Annotated in this window: 17 protein-coding genes; 7 read left to right on the top strand and 10 right to left on the bottom strand. The window is 71.5% G+C overall.

What is annotated here, in order from left to right:
* The first annotated feature begins 52 nt into the window (after positions 1-52).
* A complete protein-coding gene (locus ACTWQO_RS00585; RefSeq protein ID WP_443235165.1) occupies positions 53-748 on the top strand; it encodes a response regulator in 696 nt (231 codons plus the stop codon).
* Positions 749-755: 7 nt separating this feature from the next.
* Here ACTWQO_RS00585 and ACTWQO_RS00580 read toward each other — a convergent pair whose 3' ends face one another.
* Positions 756-2,171, bottom strand: coding sequence for a cytochrome P450 (locus ACTWQO_RS00580; RefSeq protein ID WP_443235164.1), 1,416 nt, complete (start codon positions 2,169-2,171; stop codon positions 756-758).
* Between the two features lie 238 nt (positions 2,172-2,409).
* Between ACTWQO_RS00580 and ACTWQO_RS00575 the strand changes: the two genes are divergently transcribed.
* Genes ACTWQO_RS00575 through ACTWQO_RS00560 form a run of 4 tightly spaced genes read left to right on the top strand, consistent with a single transcriptional unit; the run spans position 2,410 to position 6,319 of the window.
* On the top strand, positions 2,410-3,222 hold the full coding sequence (locus ACTWQO_RS00575) for an SAM-dependent methyltransferase (RefSeq protein ID WP_443235163.1): 813 nt from the start codon (positions 2,410-2,412) through the stop codon (positions 3,220-3,222).
* A gap of 30 nt (positions 3,223-3,252) precedes the next feature.
* A complete protein-coding gene (locus ACTWQO_RS00570) occupies positions 3,253-4,638 on the top strand; it encodes a glutamine synthetase family protein (RefSeq protein ID WP_443235162.1) in 1,386 nt (461 codons plus the stop codon).
* 1 nt (position 4,639) lies between these two features.
* Positions 4,640-5,767 carry an amidohydrolase family protein gene (locus ACTWQO_RS00565; protein WP_443235161.1) on the top strand — a complete coding sequence of 376 codons (1,128 nt, stop codon included), beginning with the start codon at positions 4,640-4,642 and terminating at the stop codon, positions 5,765-5,767.
* 24 nt (positions 5,768-5,791) lie between these two features.
* Positions 5,792-6,319, top strand: coding sequence for an NUDIX hydrolase family protein (locus tag ACTWQO_RS00560; protein WP_443235160.1), 528 nt, complete (start codon positions 5,792-5,794; stop codon positions 6,317-6,319).
* 34 nt (positions 6,320-6,353) lie between these two features.
* Here ACTWQO_RS00560 and ACTWQO_RS00555 read toward each other — a convergent pair whose 3' ends face one another.
* Complete coding sequence (locus tag ACTWQO_RS00555; RefSeq protein WP_443235159.1) at positions 6,354-7,154, bottom strand: DUF899 domain-containing protein; 801 nt, start codon at positions 7,152-7,154, stop codon at positions 6,354-6,356.
* A 148-nt stretch (positions 7,155-7,302) separates the two neighbouring features.
* Between ACTWQO_RS00555 and ACTWQO_RS00550 the strand changes: the two genes are divergently transcribed.
* Both ACTWQO_RS00550 and katG read left to right on the top strand, forming a co-directional pair.
* Complete coding sequence (locus ACTWQO_RS00550) at positions 7,303-7,740, top strand: Fur family transcriptional regulator (RefSeq protein WP_443235158.1); 438 nt, start codon at positions 7,303-7,305, stop codon at positions 7,738-7,740.
* A 34-nt stretch (positions 7,741-7,774) separates the two neighbouring features.
* A complete protein-coding gene (gene katG / locus ACTWQO_RS00545) occupies positions 7,775-9,991 on the top strand; it encodes a catalase/peroxidase HPI (RefSeq protein ID WP_443235157.1) in 2,217 nt (738 codons plus the stop codon).
* Positions 9,992-10,050: 59 nt separating this feature from the next.
* Here katG and ACTWQO_RS00540 read toward each other — a convergent pair whose 3' ends face one another.
* From ACTWQO_RS00540 to ACTWQO_RS00505, 8 genes are all read right to left on the bottom strand, one after another.
* Positions 10,051-11,901 (bottom strand): ABC transporter ATP-binding protein, encoded by a 1,851-nt coding sequence (locus tag ACTWQO_RS00540; protein ID WP_443235156.1) that lies wholly within the window; start codon positions 11,899-11,901, stop codon positions 10,051-10,053.
* Positions 11,902-12,050: 149 nt separating this feature from the next.
* Positions 12,051-13,211: an FAD-dependent monooxygenase gene (locus ACTWQO_RS00535; RefSeq protein ID WP_443235155.1), complete on the bottom strand. Its 1,161-nt coding sequence runs from the start codon at positions 13,209-13,211 to the stop codon at positions 12,051-12,053.
* 104 nt (positions 13,212-13,315) lie between these two features.
* Positions 13,316-15,439 (bottom strand): bifunctional serine/threonine-protein kinase/ABC transporter substrate-binding protein, encoded by a 2,124-nt coding sequence (locus ACTWQO_RS00530; RefSeq protein WP_443235154.1) that lies wholly within the window; start codon positions 15,437-15,439, stop codon positions 13,316-13,318.
* A gap of 50 nt (positions 15,440-15,489) precedes the next feature.
* On the bottom strand, positions 15,490-17,682 hold the full coding sequence (locus ACTWQO_RS00525; RefSeq protein ID WP_443235153.1) for a bifunctional serine/threonine-protein kinase/ABC transporter substrate-binding protein: 2,193 nt from the start codon (positions 17,680-17,682) through the stop codon (positions 15,490-15,492).
* Positions 17,679-18,530, bottom strand: coding sequence for a hypothetical protein (locus ACTWQO_RS00520; protein WP_443235152.1), 852 nt, complete (start codon positions 18,528-18,530; stop codon positions 17,679-17,681). The genes ACTWQO_RS00525 and ACTWQO_RS00520 overlap by 4 nt, the downstream gene beginning before the upstream one ends.
* Positions 18,531-18,654: 124 nt before the next feature.
* On the bottom strand, positions 18,655-20,331 hold the full coding sequence (locus ACTWQO_RS00515; RefSeq protein ID WP_443235151.1) for a hypothetical protein: 1,677 nt from the start codon (positions 20,329-20,331) through the stop codon (positions 18,655-18,657).
* A gap of 37 nt (positions 20,332-20,368) precedes the next feature.
* The gene (locus ACTWQO_RS00510) at positions 20,369-21,454 is read right to left on the bottom strand and encodes a DUF4185 domain-containing protein (protein WP_443235150.1); all 1,086 of its coding nucleotides are present in this window, start codon (positions 21,452-21,454) and stop codon (positions 20,369-20,371) included.
* A 71-nt stretch (positions 21,455-21,525) separates the two neighbouring features.
* Positions 21,526-23,166 carry a fucose isomerase gene (locus ACTWQO_RS00505; protein ID WP_443235149.1) on the bottom strand — a complete coding sequence of 547 codons (1,641 nt, stop codon included), beginning with the start codon at positions 23,164-23,166 and terminating at the stop codon, positions 21,526-21,528.
* Between the last annotated feature and the right edge of the window lie 159 nt (positions 23,167-23,325).

Genomic DNA, 23,325 nt, shown 5'->3' with positions numbered 1-23,325 from the left:
CCGGCGTACCGGCGGGCCGTCCTCCTCCGATTCCCTGAGGCATGATCAAGCCATGACGACCCCCGCCCCGCCGGGCGCCCCCATCCGCGTCCTGATCGCCGACGACCAGGACATGGTCCGCACCGGTTTCCGCTTCTTCCTCGACGCCCAGCCCGACATCACCGTCGTCGCGGAGGCCGCCAACGGCGAGGAGGCGGTCGCGCTGGCCCGCAAGGTGCGGCCGGACGTGTGCCTGCTGGACATCCGGATGCCCAAGCTGGACGGCCTGGAGGCGACCCGGCTGCTGGCCGGGCCCGAGGTGGCCGACCCGATGCGCGTGGTCGTCGTCACCACCTTCGACCTCGACGAGTACGTGTACGGCGCGCTGCGTGGCGGTGCGTGCGGCTTCCTGCTCAAGGACTCGGGGCCGACACTCCTCGCGGAGGCGGTACGCGCCGCCGCGGCCGGCGACTCACTGGTCTCCCCCTCGGTGACCGTACGCCTGCTCAAGCACGTCACGGCGACCCCGGAGCCGATCGCCCCACGCCGCGCCGCGCCACTGCCGGAACCCCTCACCGACCGCGAGCTCGACGTGGTCCGCCTGGTCGCCCTCGGCCGCACCAACGCCGAGATCGCCGCCGAGCTGTATGTGTCCCTGTCCACGGTCAAGACCCACCTGTCCAGCATCCAGCTCAAGCTGAACGCACGGAACCGGGTGGAGATCGCCGCCTGGGCCTGGCAGAGCGGGCAGGTCCAGCCCGGCTCGTGACCGGTGTTCAGCCGCCCGGACGGATCAGCCCCGTCAGGTACCGCCACAGCGACGACCGCCGACGGATGGCCTGGTCCGGTACGTCAGCCTCCGGCGCCGCGGCTTCCGGAGTCACCGCCGCCGGCACATAACGCGACGGTGCGTGCTCGGCGAGTTCGTAGCGCACGGGCAGCGAGCGCAGCCCTCGCATGAACGGCGAGGAGCGCCACGGCAGTTGGTCGACCGGGAGGGCCAGCTCCAGGTGGGCGAAGCGTTCGAAGACCCGGTTCACGCCCGCCGCCGCGATCGTCGACGCCAGTTCGCGGGCCGGGCACTGGCGCGGACCCGCTCCCCAGGACAGATGCGCGCGGCTGCTGATGGTGGAGGAGCCCGGTGCCGTCTGCCCGGCGAACACGGGGTCGGCGTGCGCCGCGGCGGAGGAGACCCACACGGGGTCACCGGCGTGGATGGTGTAGTTCCCGAGCCGGGTGTCCGCGGCCGCGAACCTCGGCACGAAGTTGACCAGCGGGGGCTTGCGCATGACCACCCGGTTCATGGTCTCCCGGACCATCCCGGCGGACAGGACCGCGCGCACCCCTCCCTCGCGTTCTCCGGAGATCACCTCGACGACGGTGTTGGAGATGAGGATGCCTACGTGGTCGGAGGTCATGCCGAGCAGCATGAACAGCTCGCGGGCGAGCTCGTCGACCGAGAGGTCCGGGTCGGCGGCCAGCAGCAGGGAGGGGAAGTCGTCGCCCGGTTGCTCCCGCTTGGCGGCGGCCAGCTCCGTGAGCGTCCGCAGCAGCCGCGCCAGGGCGGGTTCGGCGTCCGGGCCCGCGTCCAGCACCCGCCACATGTCCATCAGGGCGTCGTCGCCCTGCGAGCCGGGGAAGCCGAGCAGATGGCTCGCCGCCATCAGCGGCAGCGGGCGGGAGAACTGCGCCGACAGGTCCGCCATGCCCGTGCCGCCGCCCTGTCCGAGCAGGGTGATCAGCTCGTCGGCGTAGGTCGTGACGGCCGCCTTCAACCGCTTGGCCTGCGGTTGGCGCGGGTCCTGGAACGGCCGCAGGGCGCCGTCCCAGGCACTGCGCAGCCGACGGTGGCCCGAACCGCCCTGGATCAGCACGTGGTTGACCTCGAGGGAGGGTGCGAGCGGCCAGTCCGCGGGCACCCGGCCCTCCGACCGGGCCCGCCAGTTCTCCAGGCCCTTCGGCCAGCCGGCGTCGTCGTGCAGCACCTGGAGCGACTCGCGGTAGCCCAGCACCAGCCATGCGGGCACGCCCAGCAGGTCGACCGGGGCGACCGGGCCGTGGCGTTCGCGCAGCCGCTCGTAGACGAGCGCGGGCCGGGTCTCGTAGTCCCGTGTCAGCAGGGGTTCCGGGGCCAGGGCTTCCAGCCGCGCACCGTCCCGCGCCGGCTCCTCCTCGACCAGATGGAATTCCATGATGCTGCCGCCCCCTTCGACACCGCCCGTAGCGGTCTGCAGCCTGTGAGTGGTTGCGGATCGCAGGGGACCATACCTCAGGCACCGCACGCGTCACAGGGTCGGGGTACTCGCCGGTAGCACACCGCGTCCGCGCCGGTTCGCGTCACGCCCACTTCTGCTCGGGCCCTTTCCGGGACATGCTGATCATCGAACGGCACAATGGCGGCGACGGCCGCGGGCGCGCGAAGGAGCAGAGTTGAGCGAGAGCCACACCCCGCCGGGCGGGTCGCCGAGGCTGAACACCGCCGTGGCGCACAACGCGCGCGTGTGGAACTACTGGATCGGCGGCAAGGACAACTACGAGGTCGACCAGCAGGTCGGCGAGCACGTGGCGACCATGTTCCCGGTGATCCGGGACATCGCCCGCGCGGACCGTGAATTCCTCGGCCGTGCCGTGCGGTTCCTCGCCGGAGAGCGTGGAGTGCGGCAGTTCCTCGACATCGGCACCGGGCTGCCGACGGCCGAGAACACCCACGAGATCGCCCAGCGCATCGCGCCCGAGGCACGGATCGTGTACGTCGACAACGACCCGATCGTCCTCGCCCATGCCCGCACACTGCTGACCGGCACCCCCGAGGGCGTCACCGACTACGTCGACGCGGACGTGCACGACCCGGACGCGATCCTGGAACGCGCCGCGCGGAGCCTCGACTTCACCCGTCCCGTCGCCGTGATGATGCTCGGCATCCTCAACTTCGTGCTGGACACCGACAAGGCGCGGCACATCGTGGGCCGCGTCATGGAGGCCGTCCCCTCCGGCAGCTTCCTGGTCCTGACGCACCCCACCTTCGACGCGGACCTGGGCGGTGAGGGCCAGATCCCGGCGATGAAGTTCTGGAACGAGAACGCCACCCCGCCGATCACGGCCCGCAGCCGCGCGGACATAGCCGCCTTCCTGGAAGGACTGGAGCTGCTCGACCCGGGCATGGTGCCGTGCTCCCAGTGGCACGCCGGGCCCGACCTGCCCGCCGCGGTACCGCAGTTCGGCGCGGTGGCCGTGAAACCCTGACCTGGCCGCCGAGTCCGCCGAGGAGGACGTATGACCACCCTTGCCGACCCCGTTCCCGGAGGGCGTCCCGGCGATGTGGAACGGGCCACCGCGCTGAGCGGGGAGTTGTCGGGCCGGGGTGTGCACGGCGTCGTCCTGGCCTACGTCGACACGGCGGGCATCGGCCGGGTGAAGGCCGTCCCCACCGCCAAGCTCCCCTCGGCGGCTGCCTGGGGCGTCGGCATGTCGCCGGTCTTCGACACGTTCCTGGCGAACGACTCCATCGTCACCACCGACGTCCTCGGCTCGCCCGACGGCGATCTGCGTCTCTACCCCGACCTGGACCAACTGGTCGCCCTGGCCGGGCAGCCCGGCTGGGCGTGGGCGCCGGTCGACCGGATCACCCAGGACGGCGAGCGGCATCCCGCCTGCAGCCGCACCTTCCTGCGCCGGATCGTCGCCGACACGGCCGAGCGGCACGGCATCACCTTCCGGGCGGCGGTCGAGATCGAGTGGGCGGTGGGCCGGGGACCCACGGCGGACGGGGAGTTCGTGCCCGCGGTGTCGGGTCCCGCCTACGGGGCGGCCCGGCAGGTGGAGTTGAGCGACTACACGGCCGACCTGCTGGCGGCGTGCGCGGCGCAGGGCGTGGACGTCGAGCAGGTCCATCCCGAGTACGCGGCAGGGCAGTTCGAGATCTCGGTGGGCGCGCTCGACCCGGTGGCGGCGGCCGACCGCAGCGTGCTGGTGCGGCAGACCGTCCGGGCGGTGGCGCAGCGCCACGGGCTGGTCGTCTCCTTCGCCCCGGCCGTGTTCGCGCAGGGCGTCGGCAACGGCGGCCACATCCACCTCTCCGCCTGGCGCGACGGCGCGAACCTGCACTCCGGCGGCGCGGGCCGGTACGGCATGACGGCCGAGGCGGAGTCCTTCGCGGCCGGAATCCTCGCCCACCTGCCCGCCCTGACGGCCGTCACCGCCCCGAGCCCGGCGAGCCAACTGCGGCTCAAACCCTCCCAATGGGCCGGGGTGTTCACCACCTGGGGCCACGAGACCCGCGAGGCGGCGGTACGCGTCGTCACCGGGACGGCTGGCCTGCGCGACCAGGCGGCGAACCTGGAGGTCAAGCCGGTCGACCTGGCCGCCAACCCGTATCTCGCCCTCGGCTGCCTGATCGCCGCCGGACTGGACGGAGTCACGTCGGCGGCGCCCCTGCCCGAGGAGATCACCGGCGACCCGGCACGCCTGGGCGAGGCGGTGCGCCGGCTGCCGACCTCGCTGGCGGAGGCGGTCGAGGAGTTCCGCAAGGACGAACGGCTGCGCACCGCCCTGGGCCCGGTCCTCGCCGACGCGGTGACCGCCGTACGCCTGGGGGAGATCGCGGCCGTCGCCGGACTGGACGACGAGCGGATCGCGGCGGCGTACCGGTGGAAGTACTGACATGGGCGCCGTCCAGGACGAGTTGGCCGCGCTGCCCCTGTTCGACCATCACTGCCACGGCGTCACCACGGCCGATCTCGACCGGGAGGACTTCGAGTCCCTGCTCACGGAAGGCGGCACCTGGCCGGGCATCTCGACATTCGACACACCCGTCGGCACGGCCGTCCGCCGCCACTGCGCTCCCCTCCTCGACCTGCCCCGGCACGCACCCGCCGACGCGTACCTGGCTCGGCGCGCGGAGCTGGGCGCGCGCGACGTCAACCACCGCTTCCTCACGGCCGCGCAGACGGAGGTGCTCTGCGTCGACACCGGCTACACCCCGGACCGGCTGACCACTCCGGCGGAGCTGGCGGAGACGGCGGACGCGGACGCCTTCGAGGTCGTACGACTGGAATCCGTCGCCGAGGCGGTCGCGGCCGAGGGGGTCGAACCGGACGAGTACGCGCGCGTGTTCCGAGCGGCGGCGGAGGAGGCCGTACGACGTCCGGGCGTGGTGGCGGTGAAGTCTGTCGCCGCCTACCGCACCGGCTTCGAACTCGACCCGGCCCGCCCGACGGACGCGGAGGTCACCGAGGCGGCCCGTCAGTGGCTTGCCGCAGGTGGCCGACTCGCGCACCCCGTTCTCGTACGGCATCTGCTGTGGACGGCCGTGGAGCTGGGGCTGCCGCTCCAACTGCACACGGGCTTCGGTGACGATGACATCCGTCTGCACCGGGCTGACCCCGCCCTCCTGACCGACTGGCTGCATCTGACGAGCGGCACGATCCCCGTCCTCCTGCTGCACTGCTGGCCGTACCAGCGGCAGGCCGCCTATCTGGCCGCGGTGTTCGAGCGGGTGTACCTCGATGTGGGGCTGACCCTGCACCACGTCGGGCCGGTCCGGGCGCGGGCGGTCCTGGAGGAAGCCCTGGAAATCACCCCGTTCCGCAAGCTGCTGTACAGCTCCGACGCCTACGGTCTGGCCGAGTTCTACCTGCTCGGCGCGGTGGCCTTCCGGCAGGGGCTGGCCGGGCTGCTGCAGGACCGGGTGGACGCCGACGAGCTGAGCCTGCCGGACGCGCTCCGTGTCGCCCGCTGGGCCGGGCGGGACAACGCCCGCCGGGTCTACCGGTTTTCCGCCAACTCCTGAAAGTATGATCAAGCAATGTCTGACATGACCGATACCACGCCCGGTTGGCTCTCCCCCGACGAGCTCGAGATGGCGCGCGCCCGCATGCCGATCCTGTACGTCGAGGCCGTGCCCGTGCGCGTCGACGACAGCGGCGAAGTCAGCAGCATCGGCCTGCTGCTGCGCATCGGACCCGACGGAACGGTCAGCCGGTCGCTGGTCTCCGGCCGTGTCCTGCACCACGAGCGGGTCCGGGACGCCCTGCTGCGCCACCTGGAGAAGGACCTCGGCCCCGTGGCGCTGCCCCGCGTCCCGACGTCCCTCCAGCCCTTCACGGTCGCCGAGTACTTCCCCACCCAGGGCATCACGCCCTACCACGACCCGCGTCAGCACGCGGTGTCCCTCGCCTACGTCGTCCCGGTCAGCGGCGACTGCCGGCCCCGCCAGGACGCCCTCGACCTCGTCTGGTTCAGCCCTCAGGAGGCCCTGTCACCGGCGGTACAGAGCGACATGCCGGGCGGCCACGGGGTGCTCCTGAAGCAGGCGCTGGCCCATGTGGGCTGCGTGAGCTGAGCGGCCGTGGCGGGACCTCGATCACCACGGTGAGTCAGACGTCGTACTCGTCCGGGAGCCGCAGCGCCGGGCCCCCGACCTCCAGACCGAGCGGGACCGCGCGGCCCTTCGGCTCCTCCCAGGGTTCCTGGCGGCCGAGCGGGGTGAGGTCGAGGTAGTTGTCGCAGTTGTGGAACTCCTCGATGCCGCGGCCGAAGGTGGAGTAGGTGTGGAAGACCTCGTCGTCGACGCGGAGGAACGCGCTGAGGCCCGGATAGTCGCCCCGCCAGCTCGCCTCCCACGGCATCCCCGCGGCGGCGAGCTCGGCCTCGGTGCGGTAGCCGAGCAGCACCGGGGCGACGCGCTCGTCGAGGGTGGTGTGGAAGTCGTAGTTGAAGTCGCTGCCCGCCGAGGAGTACCAGGGGAACGTCCAGCCCATCCGGTCGCGGTACGCGGCGAGCTTGGCGTACGGCGCCCTGGACACCGCGACCAGCGTGGTGTTCCGGACGTGCAGCTGACGCAGCCGGGCGGGGATCTGGTCGGCGGCTGAGGAGCAGCTGGAGCAGCCGTGGTCACGGGGGTGCTCGGTGCCGTCGGCGTCGATGTCGTAGATCCACATGAAGTGGTGCACGACCAGCTGCGGCCGGCCCTCGAACAGGTCGAGCAGGCGGACCGTCCCGTCGGGGCCCTCGAAGGTGTACGGCTTGTCGACGCGGACCATCGGCAGTCGCCGCCGGTCGGCGTTGACCCGGTCGCGCGCCCTGGTCAGCTCCTTCTCCTCGGCCAGCAGCGCCTTGCGGGCAGCCAGCCACTCCTCGCGGGACACGACCTCGGGCAGGTTTCCGGTCGTCGTCATCGCGGCTCTCCTCACTGCTGTCGTGTCGGGTCTCCCACCCCATGCTTGTCCCTCGCGGGCCCGTCCACCACCGTGCCCCGACACGACACGAAATTAGAACGAGTCGTTTTCTTGAATCGTTCGTGTTCTTGAGGATAGGTTCTGCGGCATGACCGCATCCGAGACTCCGACCACGGCCGAGGAGCTGCGCGGTGCCGGCCTGCGGGTGACGGCGGCTCGTGCCGCGCTGCTCGAGACCGTCCGGCACGGCGACCATCTCGGTGTCGAGGCGATCGCCTCCGGAGTCCGTGACCGCGTCGGCCATGTCTCCCTTCAAGCCGTGTACGAGGGCCTCCACGCACTGACCGGGGCGGGCCTCATCCGGCGTATCGAACCGGCCGGCAGCCCGGCCCGGTACGAGGGACGTGTCGGGGACAACCACCACCACGTCATCTGCCGGTCGTGCGGTGTCGTCGCCGACGTCGACTGTGCGATGGGCGAGGCGCCTTGCCTGACCGCGTCCGACGACCACGGCTTCTCGATCGACGAGGCCGAGGTCATCTACTGGGGCCAGTGCCCCGACTGTTCCACCCCACGCAGTTCCTGAGCACCGAAGATCCAGCAAGTCCGGAAGGATTCCCATGGCTGAGAACCCCGATGCAATCGTCACCGACCCCAAGGCGGAGGGCGTAGGTGGCTGCCCGGTCGCGCACGGGCGGGCCGCACACCCGACTCAGGGCGGCGGCAACCGCCAGTGGTGGCCGGACCGGCTCAATCTGAAAATCCTGGCCAAGAACCCCGCCGTGGCGAACCCGCTCGGCGAGGAGTTCGACTACGCCGAGGCGTTCCAGAACCTCGACCTCGCGGCCGTGAAGCGGGACATCGCCGAGGTGCTCACGACCTCGCAGGACTGGTGGCCGGCGGACTTCGGCAACTACGGCCCGCTGATGATCCGTATGGCCTGGCACAGCGCCGGCACCTACCGCATCAGCGACGGCCGCGGCGGCGCCGGTGCCGGTCAGCAGCGCTTCGCCCCGCTCAACAGCTGGCCCGACAACGGCAACCTGGACAAGGCCCGCCGGCTGCTGTGGCCGGTCAAGAAGAAGTACGGCCAGTCCATCTCCTGGGCCGACCTCATGATCCTCACCGGCAACGTCGCCCTGGAGCAGATGGGCTTCAAGACCTTCGGCTTCGCCGGCGGCCGTGAGGACGTCTGGGAGCCGGAGGAGGACGTCTACTGGGGTCCCGAGACCACCTGGCTCGACGACCAGCGCTACACCGGCGACCGTGAGCTGGAGAACCCGCTCGGCGCGGTCCAGATGGGCCTGATCTACGTCAACCCGGAGGGCCCGAACGGCAACCCTGACCCGATCGCCGCGGCCCGCGACATCCGTGAGACGTTCCGCCGGATGGCGATGAACGACGAGGAGACGGTCGCCCTGATCGCGGGCGGTCACACCTTCGGCAAGACCCACGGCGCCGGCCCGGCCGACCACGTGGGCAACGACCCCGAGGCCGCCTCCATGGAGGAGCAGGGCCTGGGCTGGAAGAGCACCTACGGCACGGGCAAGGGCGGCGACGCCATCACCTCCGGCCTGGAGGTCACCTGGACCACCAAGCCGACCCAGTGGAGCAACGACTTCTTCAGCATCCTCTTCGGCTACGAGTGGGAGCTGTCCGAGTCCCCGGCCGGCGCCAAGCAGTGGGTGGCCAAGGACGCCGAAGCGATCATCCCCGACGCGCACGACCCGTCGAAGAAGCGTCTGCCCACGATGCTCACGACCGACCTCTCGCTGCGCTTCGACCCGGTCTACGAGCCGATCTCGCGCCGCTTCCACGAGAACCCCGACCAGTTCGCGGACGCCTTCGCCCGCGCCTGGTACAAGCTGACCCACCGCGACATGGGCCCGAAGTCGCTGTACCTCGGCCCGGACGTCCCGGAGGAGACGCTGCTGTGGCAGGACCCGCTGCCGCAGGCGGAGGGTGAGGTCATCGACGCCGCCGACATCGCGGCGCTCAAGGCCAAGCTCCTCGACTCGGGCCTGTCGGTCTCCGAGCTGGTCTCCACCGCGTGGGCGTCGGCCTCGACGTACCGCGGCAGCGACAAGCGGGGCGGCGCCAACGGCGCGCGTATCCGTCTGGAGCCGCAGCGCACGTGGGAGGCGAACGACCCCGACCAGCTCGCGACGGTGCTGCGCACCCTCGAGTCGATCCAGGGTGAGTTCAACTCCGGCGCCAAGAAGGTGTCCCTGGCCGACCTGATCGTCCTCGGTGGCTGCGCCGGCGTCGAGAAGGCCGCCAAGGACGCGGGCTTCGACATCGAGGTGCCCTTCACCCCGGGCCGTGTCGACGCGACCGAGGAGCACACCGACGCGGAGTCGTTCGCCGCGCTGGAGCCGACCTCGGACGGGTTCCGCAACTACCTCGGCAAGGGCAACCGCCTTCCCGCCGAGTACCTGCTGCTGGACCGGGCGAACCTGCTGACCCTGAGCGCCCCCGAGACGACGGCCCTCGTCGGTGGCCTCCGTGTCCTGGGTGCGAACAGCCAGCAGTCGAAGCACGGCGTCCTCACCGAGACCCCGGGCGTCCTGACGAACGACTTCTTCGTCAACCTGCTCGACCTGGGCACGACGTGGAAGTCGACCTCCGAGGACCAGACCACGTTCGAGGGCAGCGACGCCGCCACGGGCGAGGTCAAGTGGACCGGCACCCGTGCCGACCTGGTCTTCGGCTCCAACTCGGAGCTGCGTGCGCTCGCCGAGGTCTACGCGAGCGACGACGCGAAGGAGAAGTTCGTCAAGGACTTCGTCGCGGCGTGGGACAAGGTCATGAACCTGGACCGGTTCGACCTCGTCTGAACCGTCTGATCACGATGTCCGGGGCTGCTCGCGTGGCAGCCCCGGACATCGTGCTTTCCTCAGTGGCCGGGTTCCGCTGCCGCGGTGCCGACGGCGGGGCTCGTGCTGTAGTCCGGGACGGTGTCGTCGAGGAAGCCGCCCGACTGGTGCTGCCACAGCTTCGCGTACGTCCCGTCCGACGCGAGCAGTTCCTGGTGCGTGCCCTGCTCGACGATCCGTCCGCGGTCGAGGACGACGAGCTGGTCCATGGTGGCGACCGTGCTCAGCCTGTGGGCCACCACCAGCGCCGTCCGCCCCTCCATCAGCCGCCACAGCGCCTCCTGCACGAGGATCTCGCTCTCGGAGTCCAGGGCACTGGTCGCCTCGTCGAGCAGCAGGATCGGCGCGTCACGCAGGATCGCCCGGGCGAGAGCGACCCGCTGGCGCTGTCCGCCGGAAAGCTTGATCCCGCGCTCGCCCACCAGGGTGTCGAAGCCGTGCGGCAGGGCGTCGGCGAACTCCGTGACATGCGCCGCCTGAGCCGCGCGCCGGATCTCGGCCTCGGTGGCGTCCGGCCGGGCGAACGCGATGTTGTCCCGCAGGGTGCGGTGGAACATCGCCGGGTCCTGCGGCACGTAGGCCATCAGACCGCGCAGGTCGGCCTGGCGCAGCCGGCTGATGTCCTGTCCCCCGACCAGGATCCGGCCGGCGTCGATGTCGGTCATCCGCAGCAGCAGCCGGGTGAGGGTGGTCTTGCCGCCGCCGGACCGCCCGACGAGTCCGATCTTCGTCCCGCTGGGCACGGCCAGGTCGAGGCCCTCGAAGAGCGGCTCCGCTCCCGCGTGGGCGAAGGTCACCCGCTCGAAGCGGACGTCGGCGGCGCCGGGCCGCAGCGGCTCGGGCGACACCGGGTCGAGCACGGTCGGCGGTACCAGCAGCAGCTCGGTGAACTGCGCGGCCTCCGTCATCGAGCTCTCCAGGCGGCGGTAGATCTGGTTGAACTCGAACATGATCCGCGTCGCGTTCGTGTAGTACGTGAAGGCGACCACGACCGCCTCCACGCCGTTCGTGCCCCCGGCGAGGGCGACCGCGAGCAGCAGGCCGAGTGCGTTGGTCAGTACGGACATCGGCGCCACCAGCGTGTCGATGCGCAGATTGCCGTAGTCCCAGGACCGCAGGGTGAGCCGGCGCGACTGGGCGACCCGGGACCGGTGCTCGGCGGCCTCGTGTTCCTCGGCGGCGAAGGCCCGGACCGTGTCCATGTTCATCAGGCTGTCGGCGACATGACCCGACACCCGGGCGATGGCCTCCTCGCGCTGATCGACGAGCGCCTGGCGACGGCGGATGAGCGGCAGCACGCACAGGGCCGTCAACGCGATCATCGCCAGCAGCCCGAGGACGAGCAGGGGTTCGTAGCGCCACAGCACGACCGACCCGAACAGCAGCGGCACGAAGCTGGCCACCACCTGGAACGTCAGCGTGTCGATGAAGTCCTCGAAGCGCGAGGCGAAGCTGAGGACCCGCTTGGTCAGCGCCCCGGCGAAGTTGTCGTGGAAGAACGCGGCGTCCTTGGCGAACAGCTGGTCCATGCCGATCACGTACAGCTGCTCGATGCTGCGGGCGGCAAGGCGGTTCAGACAGTGCAGGCCGACGCGCCAGAGCGTCTCCGCGAGCAGCAGGACACCGGCGAAGCCGAGGACGTACGGCAGTGTCCAGCCGAGGGAGACCTCGGTGTCGCCGGCGATACGGCCGACCAGCTTCGCGACGACCAGCGGCGCGAGGTAGAAGGTGCCGATGTTGCCCAGCGCCGGCAGCAGCATCGCGGGCAGCGTCAGCCACCGCAGCCGGGACAACTCCCGTCCGTAGTAACGAAGGGCGAGCAGCACCGAGCCCTTGGCCCGGCGTAACTCACCCGATTCTGGCGATCGCATCTCAACCCCGTGGTGTCGTACGGCAGCCCGCCGTTTGCTCGGTCAGGAGGTGCCGTTGCCTCGATGTCCGTGCCAACTACGGACAGGGCAGAAGCCGTAGTGTCCCGCGGGCGGACGGGCGGAGTCCAAGCGTTTTCCCGTGGGGTGGCTCAGGCGTCGACGCCCCACGCGACCGCGTGAGGACCGAATCTGTTCTCGGCCGCGTAGGCCACCCAGCGGGCGTTCCGCGCCTCGGCCTCGGGGCCGTCCGGCAGGTGATAGTCCCGGCCCGCCCGGGCGGAACCGGACTGCACGCCCGTGGCGGTCGTGAGCCGCCGCCGCACATACCGGTCGAGCGCCTCGGGCACCTCGGCCGGCGTCGTCCCCGTGAGGACGTCGCCCAGCACGCCCGCGTCCATGATCGCCTGTGCGGCACCCTGGGCCAGGAACGGCACCATCGCATGGGCGCTGTCGCCCAGCAGCGTCACCCGCCCGAGGTTCCATATCTCCAGCGGGGCACGGGTGTAGATGCCGTAGCGGAAGACCTGGCCCGCGCGTTCGAGGACGCTCAGCAGCCGGGGGTCCCATCCGTCGAAGGTGCGCAGCTGCTCTCCCGGCTCCGCCCGCGCGGTCCACGACTCCTGCGCGGGCGCCTGAGTGTCGAACACGCCCACGACATTGAGCAGTTGGCCGGGACGCACCCAGTAGTGGACGAAGTGCCGGCCCGGCCCGAACCAGCCGGCGTACTCCGGCAGGTCCAGATCGGCCACCTTGTCGGCCGGGAGCAGCGCCCGGTAGGCGGCGGTCCCGGAGAAGACCGCCTCGTCCTTGCCGAAGAGCCACTGCCGGGCCGGGGACCGCACCCCGTCCGCGGCCACGACCAGGTCCGCGCCCAGACGCTCACCGCTCCCGGTCGTCACATACGCCGCGCTGTCGTCCTGATCGATCCCCACGACCACGGTGTCCAGGCGCACGCACTCGGCCGGCACCGCGTCCGCCAGCGCCTGGTGCAGATCGGCCCGATGGACCTGCAGATAGGGCGCCCCGAACTCCTTCTCGGCCTCCGGCCCGATCGGAAAGCGGCAGATCTCGGCCCCGTCGGACCAGGTCCGAAAACTCACGTAAGGAGGCCGGACAGCCTGCGCGGCGACCGCGTCGAGCAGGCCCAGCCGGCGCAGCACCCGCGTCGCGTTGGGCGCCAGCTGGATCCCGGCACCGATCTCGGTGAACCGCGGCGTCTGCTCGACGAGTGTGACCTCGCAGCCCGCCCTGCGCAGGCTCAGCGTCGCGGCCAGTCCCCCGATGCCCGCCCCCACGACGATCGCTTTCATCCCCCGACCTCACTTCGCCGGACCCTGCGCCACGTCGGCCCGGGCAGGATAGCGAACGGGACTTCGCTGACGTACGACGCGTTTCGGGCACACTGCGGGCCGGTTCACGACCTCTTGCGGATGTTGTCGGAGCGCGTCACGAAGCGGGCCGCTCCCCCGGTCACCCGGAACAGGAACGTGCCGCCGTCCTCGTTGGACTCCAAGAACTGCTGGCCGGGGTCGAAGCTCATGCGGCGGGTGATGCCCTGCCAGGGGCGGCGCAGGAGTTCCGAACGCAGGGCGGAGGTGGACCGGCCGTCGTCGCCGAGGGAGGCGAGCCCATGGGCGGCGAACCGGACGGCGTCGTACGCCTCGGCCGCCCAGGGGCCGGGCGGTCGGGCGAAACGGGCCCGGAACGCCGTGGCGAACGCCTTCGTACGGGGGTCGGCGCTCGCATCCGTGTAGGCCGTGCCGACCCACCAGCCTTCGCCGTCCGCGAGGAAGGACGCGCCGAAGACGTGCTCGCCCGCGGTCCGGGCGCCCTGGTGACCCGCGTCCCGCAGCGCTCGGGCGCAGGCGGCGGCGCGGTCCGGGCGCACGCCCGCGAACAGGACCGCGTCCTGGGGGCGGGCGGCGATGCGGCGGGCGGCGTCGACGAAGTCCTCGTCCGCGGCGACGTCCTCCACTGCCGTCTCGCTCTCGAGTTTGTCGTAGACGGTGGCGATACGGACCGTGGGCGCGCTCTCCGCCTGGGTGGCCAGGTCGTTCACGATCACGGTGCGGGCGGGTTGGACAACCCGGTTCAGATAGCGCAGCACCGCGGCCGGGCCGATGGTCCGGGTGATCCGCAGCACGAGCGTCGAGGTGGTGCTGAGGCTGTTGAGGTCGTCCGTGTCGGCGGTGGTGATCAGCAGCGGCAGCCGGGCCTCCGTGCACGCGGGCACCGCCGCGGGCGCGGTCGCGTTCCCGCCCGTGGCGATCACCACGGACACGGTCTCGTCGGCGGCCAGCCGGGCGGCCGCCGCCGCGGAGCCCGCCGCGGTGCCCCGGTCGTCGGCGGTGCGCAGCACGAGGTCGACGGTGCGCCGGGCGTCCTCGTTGTGCCGCTCCACGGCAAGGCGGACGCCGCGCACCTGGTTCTGGTGGACGGGATCGTCCGGGTCGCCGAGCACCGCGATCACGTGGCGGGTCCGCCGGGCGGCGCCGGTGTTCGCGGACGCGCTGTTCCGGCCCCACCGCCACCACGCACCCGTCCCGCCCGCCGCGGTGACCCCGAGCGCGGCCCCGGCGACGAGCAGCCGCCGCCGGGTCGGTGACGGCTGGGGTTCGGGAGCCTCGACGGGGGCGGCCCGGGAGACCATGGTCGGCTCGGGCACCGGCAGGTCGAGGACGTGTCCGGCGCGGGCGGCGACCAGGGCGGGCAGCCCCTCGGGCAGCCACCCGTCCCGCATGAACCCACCGAAGACATCAAGGAGTTCCCGCGCGCTCGGGCGCCCCTCCGGCTCCTTGGCCAGACACCGCCGTACGGTCTGGTCGAGACCCTCCGGTACGCCGTCCAGGTCCGGTTCCCGGTGCACGGTCCGGTACAGCACGGCCGCGGCCCCGCCGACGCCGAACGGGGGGCGGCCGGTGGCCGTGTGGGCGAGGACGCAGCCGAGCGAGAAGACGTCGCTGGCCGGACCCACCGTGTGCCCGCGGGCCTGCTCGGGCGAGAGGTAGCCGGGGGAGCCGACGACGGAGCCGTCCGTGGTGAGCGCGGTCGCGCCGACGGCCCGCGCGATGCCGAAGTCGATCAGGCGCGGCCCGTCCACGGCGAGGAGCACGTTCGCGGGCTTGACGTCCCGGTGGACCAGACCGGCAGCGTGCACCCCGTCCAGCGCCTCGGCCAACGCGGTGCCCAGGCTGCGCAGTTGCGCCTCCGGCCAGGGTCCGCGCAGCGCGACGGCCTCGGCCAGGGAGGGGCCGGGCACGTAGGCCGTGGCCAGCCACGGCTCGCGCGCCTCGGCGTCCGCCCCGACGACCGGCACGGTCCACCGGGCGGTCAGCCCGGAGGCGAGCTCGGCCTCGCGGCGGAAGCGGGCGCGAAAGCCGGGGTCGTCGGCGTACTCGGCCCGGATCACCTTCAGTGCGCACCAGGCGCCGTGCGGAGAGCGTGCGAGGTAGACGACGCCCATGCCGCCCGCCCCGAGCCGCCCCGCGAGCCGGTGTCCGCCGATCACCGAGGGATCGGACGGCACAAGCCGCTCCACGTCAGCCGCCTCCGTTCTTCTCCGGTTCCTTCATCCGCCATCCGCCCTCGTCAGCCCTGGCCCTGCTCCGCACGATGCAGGTCTTCGAGCGAGCCCAACTGCTGGAAGCGCCCGTCGCGGACCTGGTGGACGAAGGTCTCCCGCAACCAGCCGGCCCCGGAGTTGTCGTATTCGTGGAACTGGCCGAAGGCGTACGTCCGGGCGATGCCCTTGTACTGGTACTTCTCCTTCGCCAGCAGCGCCGCCAGATCGGTCCGGACCGGCCGCCCGCGGGCCCCGGCCGGGACCGTGCGGGCGAATTCGGCGAGCAGCATCCGCACACTGTCGTACGCCTCGGTGGCGTACGGCTCCGGGGTGGCGCCGTAACGCCCCCGCCACGCCGCGGTGAAGTTCTTGGCCCGCTGGGTCGGCAGCACGGACGGGTCCACGGCCGAGGTGACCACGTACCAGCCCTCGCCCGCGGCCCCCGCCAGGCGCGGGAAGTCGGAGCCGTACAGCGGGTGCTGCATCCAGCGCGGCCCGGTGAAGCCTGCCGCGGACAGTTCGCGGGCGGTGCGGACGGTGGCTTCGAGGGGCCCCAGATAGATGATGTCCTCGACACCGGCGGCGAGCAGGTCGCGGACCGCCTTCGAGCCGTCGTCCGTCTCCTCCGCGACGACTTTGGGGATGACCTCGGCGTCGGTCTCGTTGCGCCACCCGTTGATCAGCGGGTTGGCGTGGTCCTGCATGATCGCGCCCCCGGCCCGGTCGATCACGACGCCCGCCTTCGCCACCTGGCCGGTCATCTTCGCGTGGATCACGATCCAGCTGCCGAGCGCGAGATGCGGGGCGCCGCTCTGGAACGAGGTCTTCTGCGACGTCACGAAGAAGTCCTGCTGGCCCGTGCTGCTGGACAGATGGGTGAGCCCGGCCCCGCCGTAGATGGCCGCCGCCGCGCGCATCGGGATCTCGGCGACCGGACCCAGCACGGCGACCACGTTCCGGTCGGCGGTGAACGCCTGGGCCACCTGCTGGGCAGAGGTGACGTCGCCCCGGTCGGCGCGCACCCGCACCTCGAGGTCGTACGCACGCTTCGGCGAGGCGTTGTGCTGGGCGACGGCGAGGCGGGCGGCGCGTTCGCAGGCCCGGCTGACGGAGCGGTCGGCCGCGTCGGAGGTCGTGTGCACGCCGAGGACGTACACGGGACGCCCACCGCCCGCAGCGGGCTTCTTCCCGTCGTCCCCCGACGCCCATACGGCCGCTCCCGTCCCGCCGCCCGCGAGCAGCAGCGCGCCGCCGGCGAGGAGCAGCCGGCGGCGGCCGGGCGCGTCCTGAGGGGCCGGGGAGTCCGGCTCGTTCACGACCGTGGGCTCGATGTCGGGCAGGGCAAGGCTCTCGCTGGCCCGGGCCGCGACCATCCGGGCGACGGGGTCGGGGAGCCAGTCGCCCGAGCCGTCCGGAGCGTCCTGCGCGAGCAGCCGCCGTATCTCGTCGGCGCTGGGCCGCGCGTCCGGGTCCTTGGCCAGGCAGCGTTCCACCAGGGCCCGCAACTCGCCCTCCACCCCACTGAGTTCGGGGTCGTCGTGAACGGTGCGATACAGCAGGGCGTCCGCTGTCCCGGAGCCGAAGGGCGGGGTCCCGGACGAGGCGTACGCGAGCACGCAGCCCAGCGCGAAGACGTCGCTCGCGGAGGTCGCGGGCCGCCCCTCGGCCTGCTCCGGGGCGAGGAATCCGGGCGTGCCGACCACGACGCCGGACACGGTCAGCGCCGTGTCGCCCGCGGCACGTGCGATGCCGAAGTCGATCAGGCGGGGCCCGTCCAGCGCGAGGAGCACGTTGCCCGGCTTGACGTCCCGGTGGACCAGACCGGCCGCGTGGACCGCATCCAGTGCCCCGGCCAGCAGCCCGCCGAGGACACCGACGGCACGCGCGGGCAGTGGCCCGTGTGCGGCGACCGCCTCGGACAGGGAAGGGCCGGGTACGAAGGCGGTGGCCAGCCACGGCTCGCGCGTCTCGGCATCGGCGTCCAGGACGGGCACCACCCAGGGGTTGTCCACCCGCCGCGCCAGCTCCACCTCGCGCGCGAACCGGGCCCGGAAGTCGTCGTCCCCGGCGCCCTCCCCCCGGATCACCTTGACCGCGGCGAGCGCGCCCGCGTCGGTGCGCCCGAGGTAGACGACGCCCATGCCGCCCGCGCCGAGCCGCCGCAGCAGCCGGAACCCGGCGATGCGGGAGGGGTCGGAGGACCGCAGCTCTTCGCTCATCGCTCGGCCCCCTTGGTCTCGGCCGGCGCGCTCGGCGCACCGGAGCCGTCCGAACCGTCCGCCGCCCCCTGCCGGTTGATCTCGGCGGCGACGAGGCTGAGCCCCTGGATCATGTCGGAGGTGATGGCGGAGTCCTCCGCCTCGGTCCGGCCCGCACCGTGCCGCGTCGTCGCGGCCACGGTGACCGGCCCGAGCCGGAACTTGTACCAGTCGAAGGGGTGCGCCCCGCTCTGCCCGTCGACGACCCACTCCCCGACCTCCGACAGGTCGTCCTCGGAGATCGGGTTCCGCGCGTCGGTGTACGCGCTGACCTGGGAGTACAGGCCGCGCACCCGTTCCGTGGCGTTCAGCCGCTGCTCGCGGCAGCGCAGAGCCGACTCCAGCGAACCGGCCATGTCGCGCCGCGCGGCCACGACGTTCTCGTGCACGGTGACGGTCAGCGACAGGTACACCGGCCTTTTGGCGCCCTGCTCCGGCAGCTCGAACGCCCGCGTGAGGCTGGCCAGCACGGTGTCCGCCAGCGGCTCGCGCCGCCACAGGCAGTCCGCCCCGAGCACGGCCCACTCGGCAGGATCGCTCGCGAAGGGCTGCCGTTTGCGATACCCGGTGCCGAAGTAGTCGGGCCGCACATCGAGGTCGCGGACGTACGCGACCGCCTCGGCCCGCGTCTTCGGCGCCCGCTCCTCCGCGAGGGTGTACGGCTCGCTCACCGCAGTCGCCGAGGGCGACGCGCTGGGGCCCGCCTTCGGCTTCCCCTCCGCCCCACCCCCGTCGTCCGACCCGCTGGTGCACCCCGCCAGCAGCAGCGCCCCCGCAGCCGCGACGACGGCTGGTCTCCACCCGGCCATGTATCACTCCCCTCCGACGCCCCACCTGTGAAGGAAGTGTGGCGCATGGAAACGCCATCACAACTACCCTTGCAGGAATACGGAGTTAAGGGCGTCAGAGAGCAGTGAGTCGACCGGGTGCGACTCAGCGGTGGTAGGCCTCCAGTTCGGCGATCGAGGTGAAGGTCTGTGATCCACCGCTGCCGCCGATGACGCGCACCCCGTCACCGCTGGTGGTGTCGAAGTCGAAGACGTAGGTGCGGTTGGTGCCGGCCGCCGACGAGGTCGGGTACGACGGTGTCACGCTCAGGCCGGTGGCATCGGTCCAGACACCGCCCCGCCGCACCTGGACCTTGGGAGGACTGCCGAACCAGCCGCCGTCGCCGAACATCGTGCCGGTCGTGTAGGCCACCCGGTTGAGGTGGTACGTACGCGGCCAGGTGTAGCCCCACCAACTGACCGGCTTGCGTTCGTCGTTCCAGTCGTCCTCGTTCTGGGCCTTGTTGCCGTCGTTGTAGATCGCCGTGCCGAAGTGCGTGGCGCGTTCGATCGGCGTGGTGCCGGGTTCGCGGGCGAGATTGCGCGAGGCGTCCGTCCCGTTGCCCGGTGTCGTGGGGACGGACGGGGTGAGGGACATCTTCCGCAGCGAGAAGGTGTACGCCCAGAAGTCACCGGCCGGGTAACCACCGCCGCACGGGCAGACGTTGGACTGCAGCCACATCGATCTGCCGTCCGCGCTGATGTACTTGGACGGGATGGTCGTGGCGTAGCCACCGTGCTTCGCGTGGGTCCACGGATAGCCGCCGAAGTCCTTCGGGGTGAAGTGCTTCCACGGGCCCCACGGGGTGGGCGCCTCGTAGAACTCGTACGTGTACTCCGTCCAGGAGGTGTAGAGGTAGCGCCCCAGCGGCTTGTTGTAGACGACGCCGCCCTGGCTGATCACGCTCAAGTCCCGGACGCGGCCCGCGGTTCCGACGTTCTGGTAGATGCGCCGGTCGTCGTGGAGCACCGCCACCCGCTGGTCGATGTTCGAGGTCCAGGTCGGCGTGCCCCCGCTGTCACCGGCGTAGAACTGCCAGGTGGCCCGGTCCTGGATGGACGTGGCGGGCACCCGGGCCAGGTAGAGGTCGGTGGGGTCCGGGTCGGGGTCGAAGGTGTCGCGCCAGTTGTGGTCCATGCCGTAGGCGTAGACATAGCCGTCCGGGCTGTTCGCGTTGTCCTTGCCGTAGTCCAGGAACATGACCGTGGTGAACTCGTGGTCCGAGAACATCGGCTCGGTCTTGTTCGACGTCCAAGTGGCGCCCTTGTCGGTCGACTTCACGATCGTCGCGCTCGGTGCGTGGTCCAGCGTGCCCTGCTTGAGGTCCTGGACCGCGAGATACAGCGCGCCGTTCACGCACACCATGCCGGTCGGCTTGCGGTAGTACTGCTGCGGGTCGCCCCAGATCCGGCCGACCTCGTCGCTGACGGCCCGCTGGGTACCGGTCAGGTTTCCCGGCATGCCGCTGATCCGGGCCACGCCGATGTCCCGCCAGGTGGTGCCGAAGCCCACGCCGTCGCCGTAGGCGGTGTAGAGGTTGTCGTCGTTCGACCAGCACGACGGCCACAGGTCGCCGTGTTCCTTGTTGTCGCCGACCGCGGGGGCGCCGACGGTGGCGCCCGGGTCCACGGCGACGGTGGAGAAGTAGGTGCTCTCCGGGGCGTTGGCGAGTGCGGCGGCCCCGGCGGGCTCGGTGTCGGCCCGGACCGCCGCCGGTGCGGTCAGTGCCGTCACGGCTGCCAGTCCGGCCGCCAGGGTGATCAGGGTTCTGGATGTGCGCACAGGTGTGCTCCTCCACGAGTCGGTCGGGGGATCCTGCTCAGACGGCCAGACCGTTGATCCGGTACTGCATCACCCGGTAGTTCTGGTCGTCGTACCACTGGCTCACGGCCAGGTGGAGGTTGCTGAAGGTCGAACCCGGGACGATGAAGCCGCCGTAGGCGCTGGCGACCGCGTTCCCGGACTCGTTGCCCGGAGTGGTGGGGACGATGACGACCTGTTCCGGAGTGGTGAACAGGTTGCTGGTCGGGAGGGCGAAGACCTGGGCGCGGATGCCAAGGGGGTCCATGTTCAGCCAGGTCAGGGCGTACTTGCCGCCCATCGCGCGGAAGCAGATCTCGCCCCACCGGCGGCGGGCGGTGATCGTGGTCGGGTAGTTGCCCCACGCCCAGGCGCCGTTCGCGTAGCCCCATGGCTCGTACGCCGCCGGGTCGCCCAGCCGGTCCTGGCGGACGCGGTGCAGGAGGAGGTCGGAGGCGATGTCCCGGTTGAACACGGTCGACAGCACATAGCAGTAGCCGTCGTCCGCGACGGCGTACGTCTTCTGCTGGAACTGGCCGCCGTACTGGTCACCCGGCCACAGGCACAGGTACTCCCAGGTCTCGCCGTTGTCCGTCGAACGCCAGAAGTCGGAGTGGTGGGTCTGGTAGAGCACGCCCCGCATCAGGTGCATGTACATGGTGTCGCCGACGGTGAAGACGTCCGACGGGATCGCGGTCGTGCCGTTCTCGTGGCCCTCCGGTACCAGGCCCACGGCGTGCGAGCCGCCCACGCTGTCGTCGATGACGAGGGAGTTGAGATCGGGATGGCGTGCGCGCAGGCCGACCGGGGCACGCCAGTCCGGGCCGCCCACGCCGGCGCCGTCGAAGGTGTCGCCGCAGACGAACAGCATCGTGCCGTCGGGGCAGCGGACGGGGATGCCCAGGTCGGTCCAGGGAGCTGCGAACCGGCCGGTCTCGGCCGGGCCGGTGAGGTTTCGGATCTTGGTGCCGGTGATGGCGGCGGGGGCGGCGCTCGCGTGCGGCGCCCCCGCGGTCAGTCCGGCTGCCGTGGTCGCCACGCCCAGTCCTGCGGTGAGGAGGGTGCGGCGGCTCGGTCCGTGCAGGGGTCGTGGTGCAGCGGTCATGCGGAACTCCTCGGAATCGTGGGGGATTTCCTGGTTCGCCTGCTCGCCGGTTCGCCTGCTCATGCGGGTCCCTACGGCTGCACGGTCACGTCTCCACACAGGTGGACCTCGACGCCCAGTTCGGCGAAGAGGGCGGCCTTGGCGCGCAGGGCCTTGTCGGCGGTCGCGGCGTCGGGGGCGTAGGCCACGTTGAGGTGATTGGCGCGGTGGCGGGCCATGAACTGGTCGCGGCTGACGCCGTGCAGGACCGCGTGCATGATCGGCCACTGCGGGGTGGTGGCGTCGAGCCGGCGCCGGGTCTCCTCCTCGGGCAGCTCGACCGAGGTGGCGCGGCCGAGGTCGACGTGGAGCCGGCCGTCCATCAGGAACACCCGTGACCAGACGATCTCGCCCGGCTTGGAGACGCCGCTGAGGGTGCCACCGCCGAGCGGGAAGTACATCGGGGGCTGGCGCATGCTGTACGACTTCTCGTAGCCGCCGTGGTGGGAGGCGGGCACCGAGCCGGAGATCTCGAAGACCCAGACGAACCGGCCGTCGTACTCCTCGCCCCAGCGGATGTCGTGCAGCGTGGTGGCCGGGTCGAAGCCCATCGCCGTCCAGATGCGGTGGGTGACGAGGGAGTCGACGGCGACGCCTTCGTCCACCTCGTTGAAGTGCGGCAGCGGTGCCCCCGCGTACAGCTCGCGGGCGCCGTCACGGCTGCGCACCGGCGGACGCTGAACGTTGTTGAGCAGGCCCTCGGCGAGGTCGCTCGCCGGGACGGTGTCCTTCAGGCCCTGCTGGTACTGGATACCGACCGCGTCGAGCCCGAAGTCGTCGGCGATGCGCAGGGCGGCTATGTACATCCTGAACTGGCTGAGCAGTTGCGCGTCGGTGAGTTCGGTGGCCTCGTCGGTGCCGGTGTGGAAGGTCATTCCGGCGTCGTCGAGCCAGTCGCGGACCGCCTGGGCCTCCTCGTCGGAGACCTTGTTCATCTCGGCGACGAGGGCACTCTGCGACAGGCGCTCCTTGTAGATGCCGAGCGGGTTGAGGAACTCGTCGTCGATGATCGCGTTGTACATGCCCATGCAGCCCTCGTCGAAGACGCCGATGATCGCCTTCTCCTCCCGCAGCTGCCGGGCGAGGGCCACGCCCAGTTCGGTCTCGGGGTCCTCGGTCAGGGGCGGCAACGAGCGGACGTGGCTGGTGTCGTGGGTCAGGGCACCCGTCTCCAGCCAGGTCCGCAGACCGTCGCGAGCCCAGTCGTCGGTGAAGTCGGCGCTCCACAGCACGGAGTAGTCGCGTCCCGCCTTGGTGAGACTGCCGGCGAGGTTCAACAGGCCGACCAGACCCGGGAATTCACCGCTCCAGTTGGCCACGACGAGGATCGGGCCCCGGTGGCTGCGCAGTCCGGCGAGGACGTGATGGCTGTACTGCCAGACGCCCTCGACGACGATCAGCGGGGCGTCCTGGGGCAGGTCCTTGAAGACCTCGATACCGGCACGCTGGCTGTCGATGAACCCGTGCCCCTTGATCTCGTCGACCGGGTGGCCACGGCGGACCGCCCAGCCCAGGTCCGTGAGAGCCGCGGCCAGATCGTTCTCCAGCTTCTCCTGGGTGGGCCAGCAGGTGACGTTCGCGGCGGGGCGCAGATCGCCGCTGGCCACGGTGTAGACGGTGCGCGGCTCAGCGACGGAGGGCCGGCGGAGGTCGGGCAGGGTGTAGGCGGTCATGCGATCTCCGTGGTGGTTCGGGTGTACGCGGTCATGCGATCTCGGTTGTGGTTCGGGAGTACGCCGGGGCGAAGCCGGCTGCGGTACGGCAGCGCCCCAAAGGGGCGCGGGGAACTGCGCGACCAGCCACGACGGCGCCGCAGCCAACCGACGACACAT

The organism is Streptomyces sp. 4N124, from assembly GCF_052245395.1.
Taxonomy (GTDB): Bacteria; Actinomycetota; Actinomycetes; order Streptomycetales; family Streptomycetaceae; genus Streptomyces.
The sequence above is the reverse complement of the archived record's forward strand: the minus strand, read 5'-3'. Positions and strand labels throughout refer to the sequence as shown.

Excerpts from the sequence above, each read along its gene's own strand:
- ACTWQO_RS00585 (WP_443235165.1), top strand. The coding sequence starts at position 53 with ATGACGACCCCCGCCCCGCCGGGCGCCCCCATCCGCGTCCTGATCGCC.
- ACTWQO_RS00580 (WP_443235164.1), bottom strand. The coding sequence starts at position 2,171 with ATGGAATTCCATCTGGTCGAGGAGGAGCCGGCGCGGGACGGTGCGCGG.
- ACTWQO_RS00570 (WP_443235162.1), top strand. The coding sequence starts at position 3,253 with ATGACCACCCTTGCCGACCCCGTTCCCGGAGGGCGTCCCGGCGATGTG.
- ACTWQO_RS00565 (WP_443235161.1), top strand. The coding sequence starts at position 4,640 with ATGGGCGCCGTCCAGGACGAGTTGGCCGCGCTGCCCCTGTTCGACCAT.
- ACTWQO_RS00560 (WP_443235160.1), top strand. The coding sequence starts at position 5,792 with ATGACCGATACCACGCCCGGTTGGCTCTCCCCCGACGAGCTCGAGATG.
- ACTWQO_RS00555 (WP_443235159.1), bottom strand. The coding sequence starts at position 7,154 with ATGACGACGACCGGAAACCTGCCCGAGGTCGTGTCCCGCGAGGAGTGG.
- ACTWQO_RS00550 (WP_443235158.1), top strand. The coding sequence starts at position 7,303 with ATGACCGCATCCGAGACTCCGACCACGGCCGAGGAGCTGCGCGGTGCC.
- katG (WP_443235157.1), top strand. The coding sequence starts at position 7,775 with ATGGCTGAGAACCCCGATGCAATCGTCACCGACCCCAAGGCGGAGGGC.
- ACTWQO_RS00540 (WP_443235156.1), bottom strand. The coding sequence starts at position 11,901 with ATGCGATCGCCAGAATCGGGTGAGTTACGCCGGGCCAAGGGCTCGGTG.
- ACTWQO_RS00535 (WP_443235155.1), bottom strand. The coding sequence starts at position 13,211 with ATGAAAGCGATCGTCGTGGGGGCGGGCATCGGGGGACTGGCCGCGACG.
- ACTWQO_RS00525 (WP_443235153.1), bottom strand. The coding sequence starts at position 17,682 with ATGAGCGAAGAGCTGCGGTCCTCCGACCCCTCCCGCATCGCCGGGTTC.
- ACTWQO_RS00520 (WP_443235152.1), bottom strand. The coding sequence starts at position 18,530 with ATGGCCGGGTGGAGACCAGCCGTCGTCGCGGCTGCGGGGGCGCTGCTG.
- ACTWQO_RS00510 (WP_443235150.1), bottom strand. The coding sequence starts at position 21,454 with ATGACCGCTGCACCACGACCCCTGCACGGACCGAGCCGCCGCACCCTC.
- ACTWQO_RS00505 (WP_443235149.1), bottom strand. The coding sequence starts at position 23,166 with ATGACCGCCTACACCCTGCCCGACCTCCGCCGGCCCTCCGTCGCTGAG.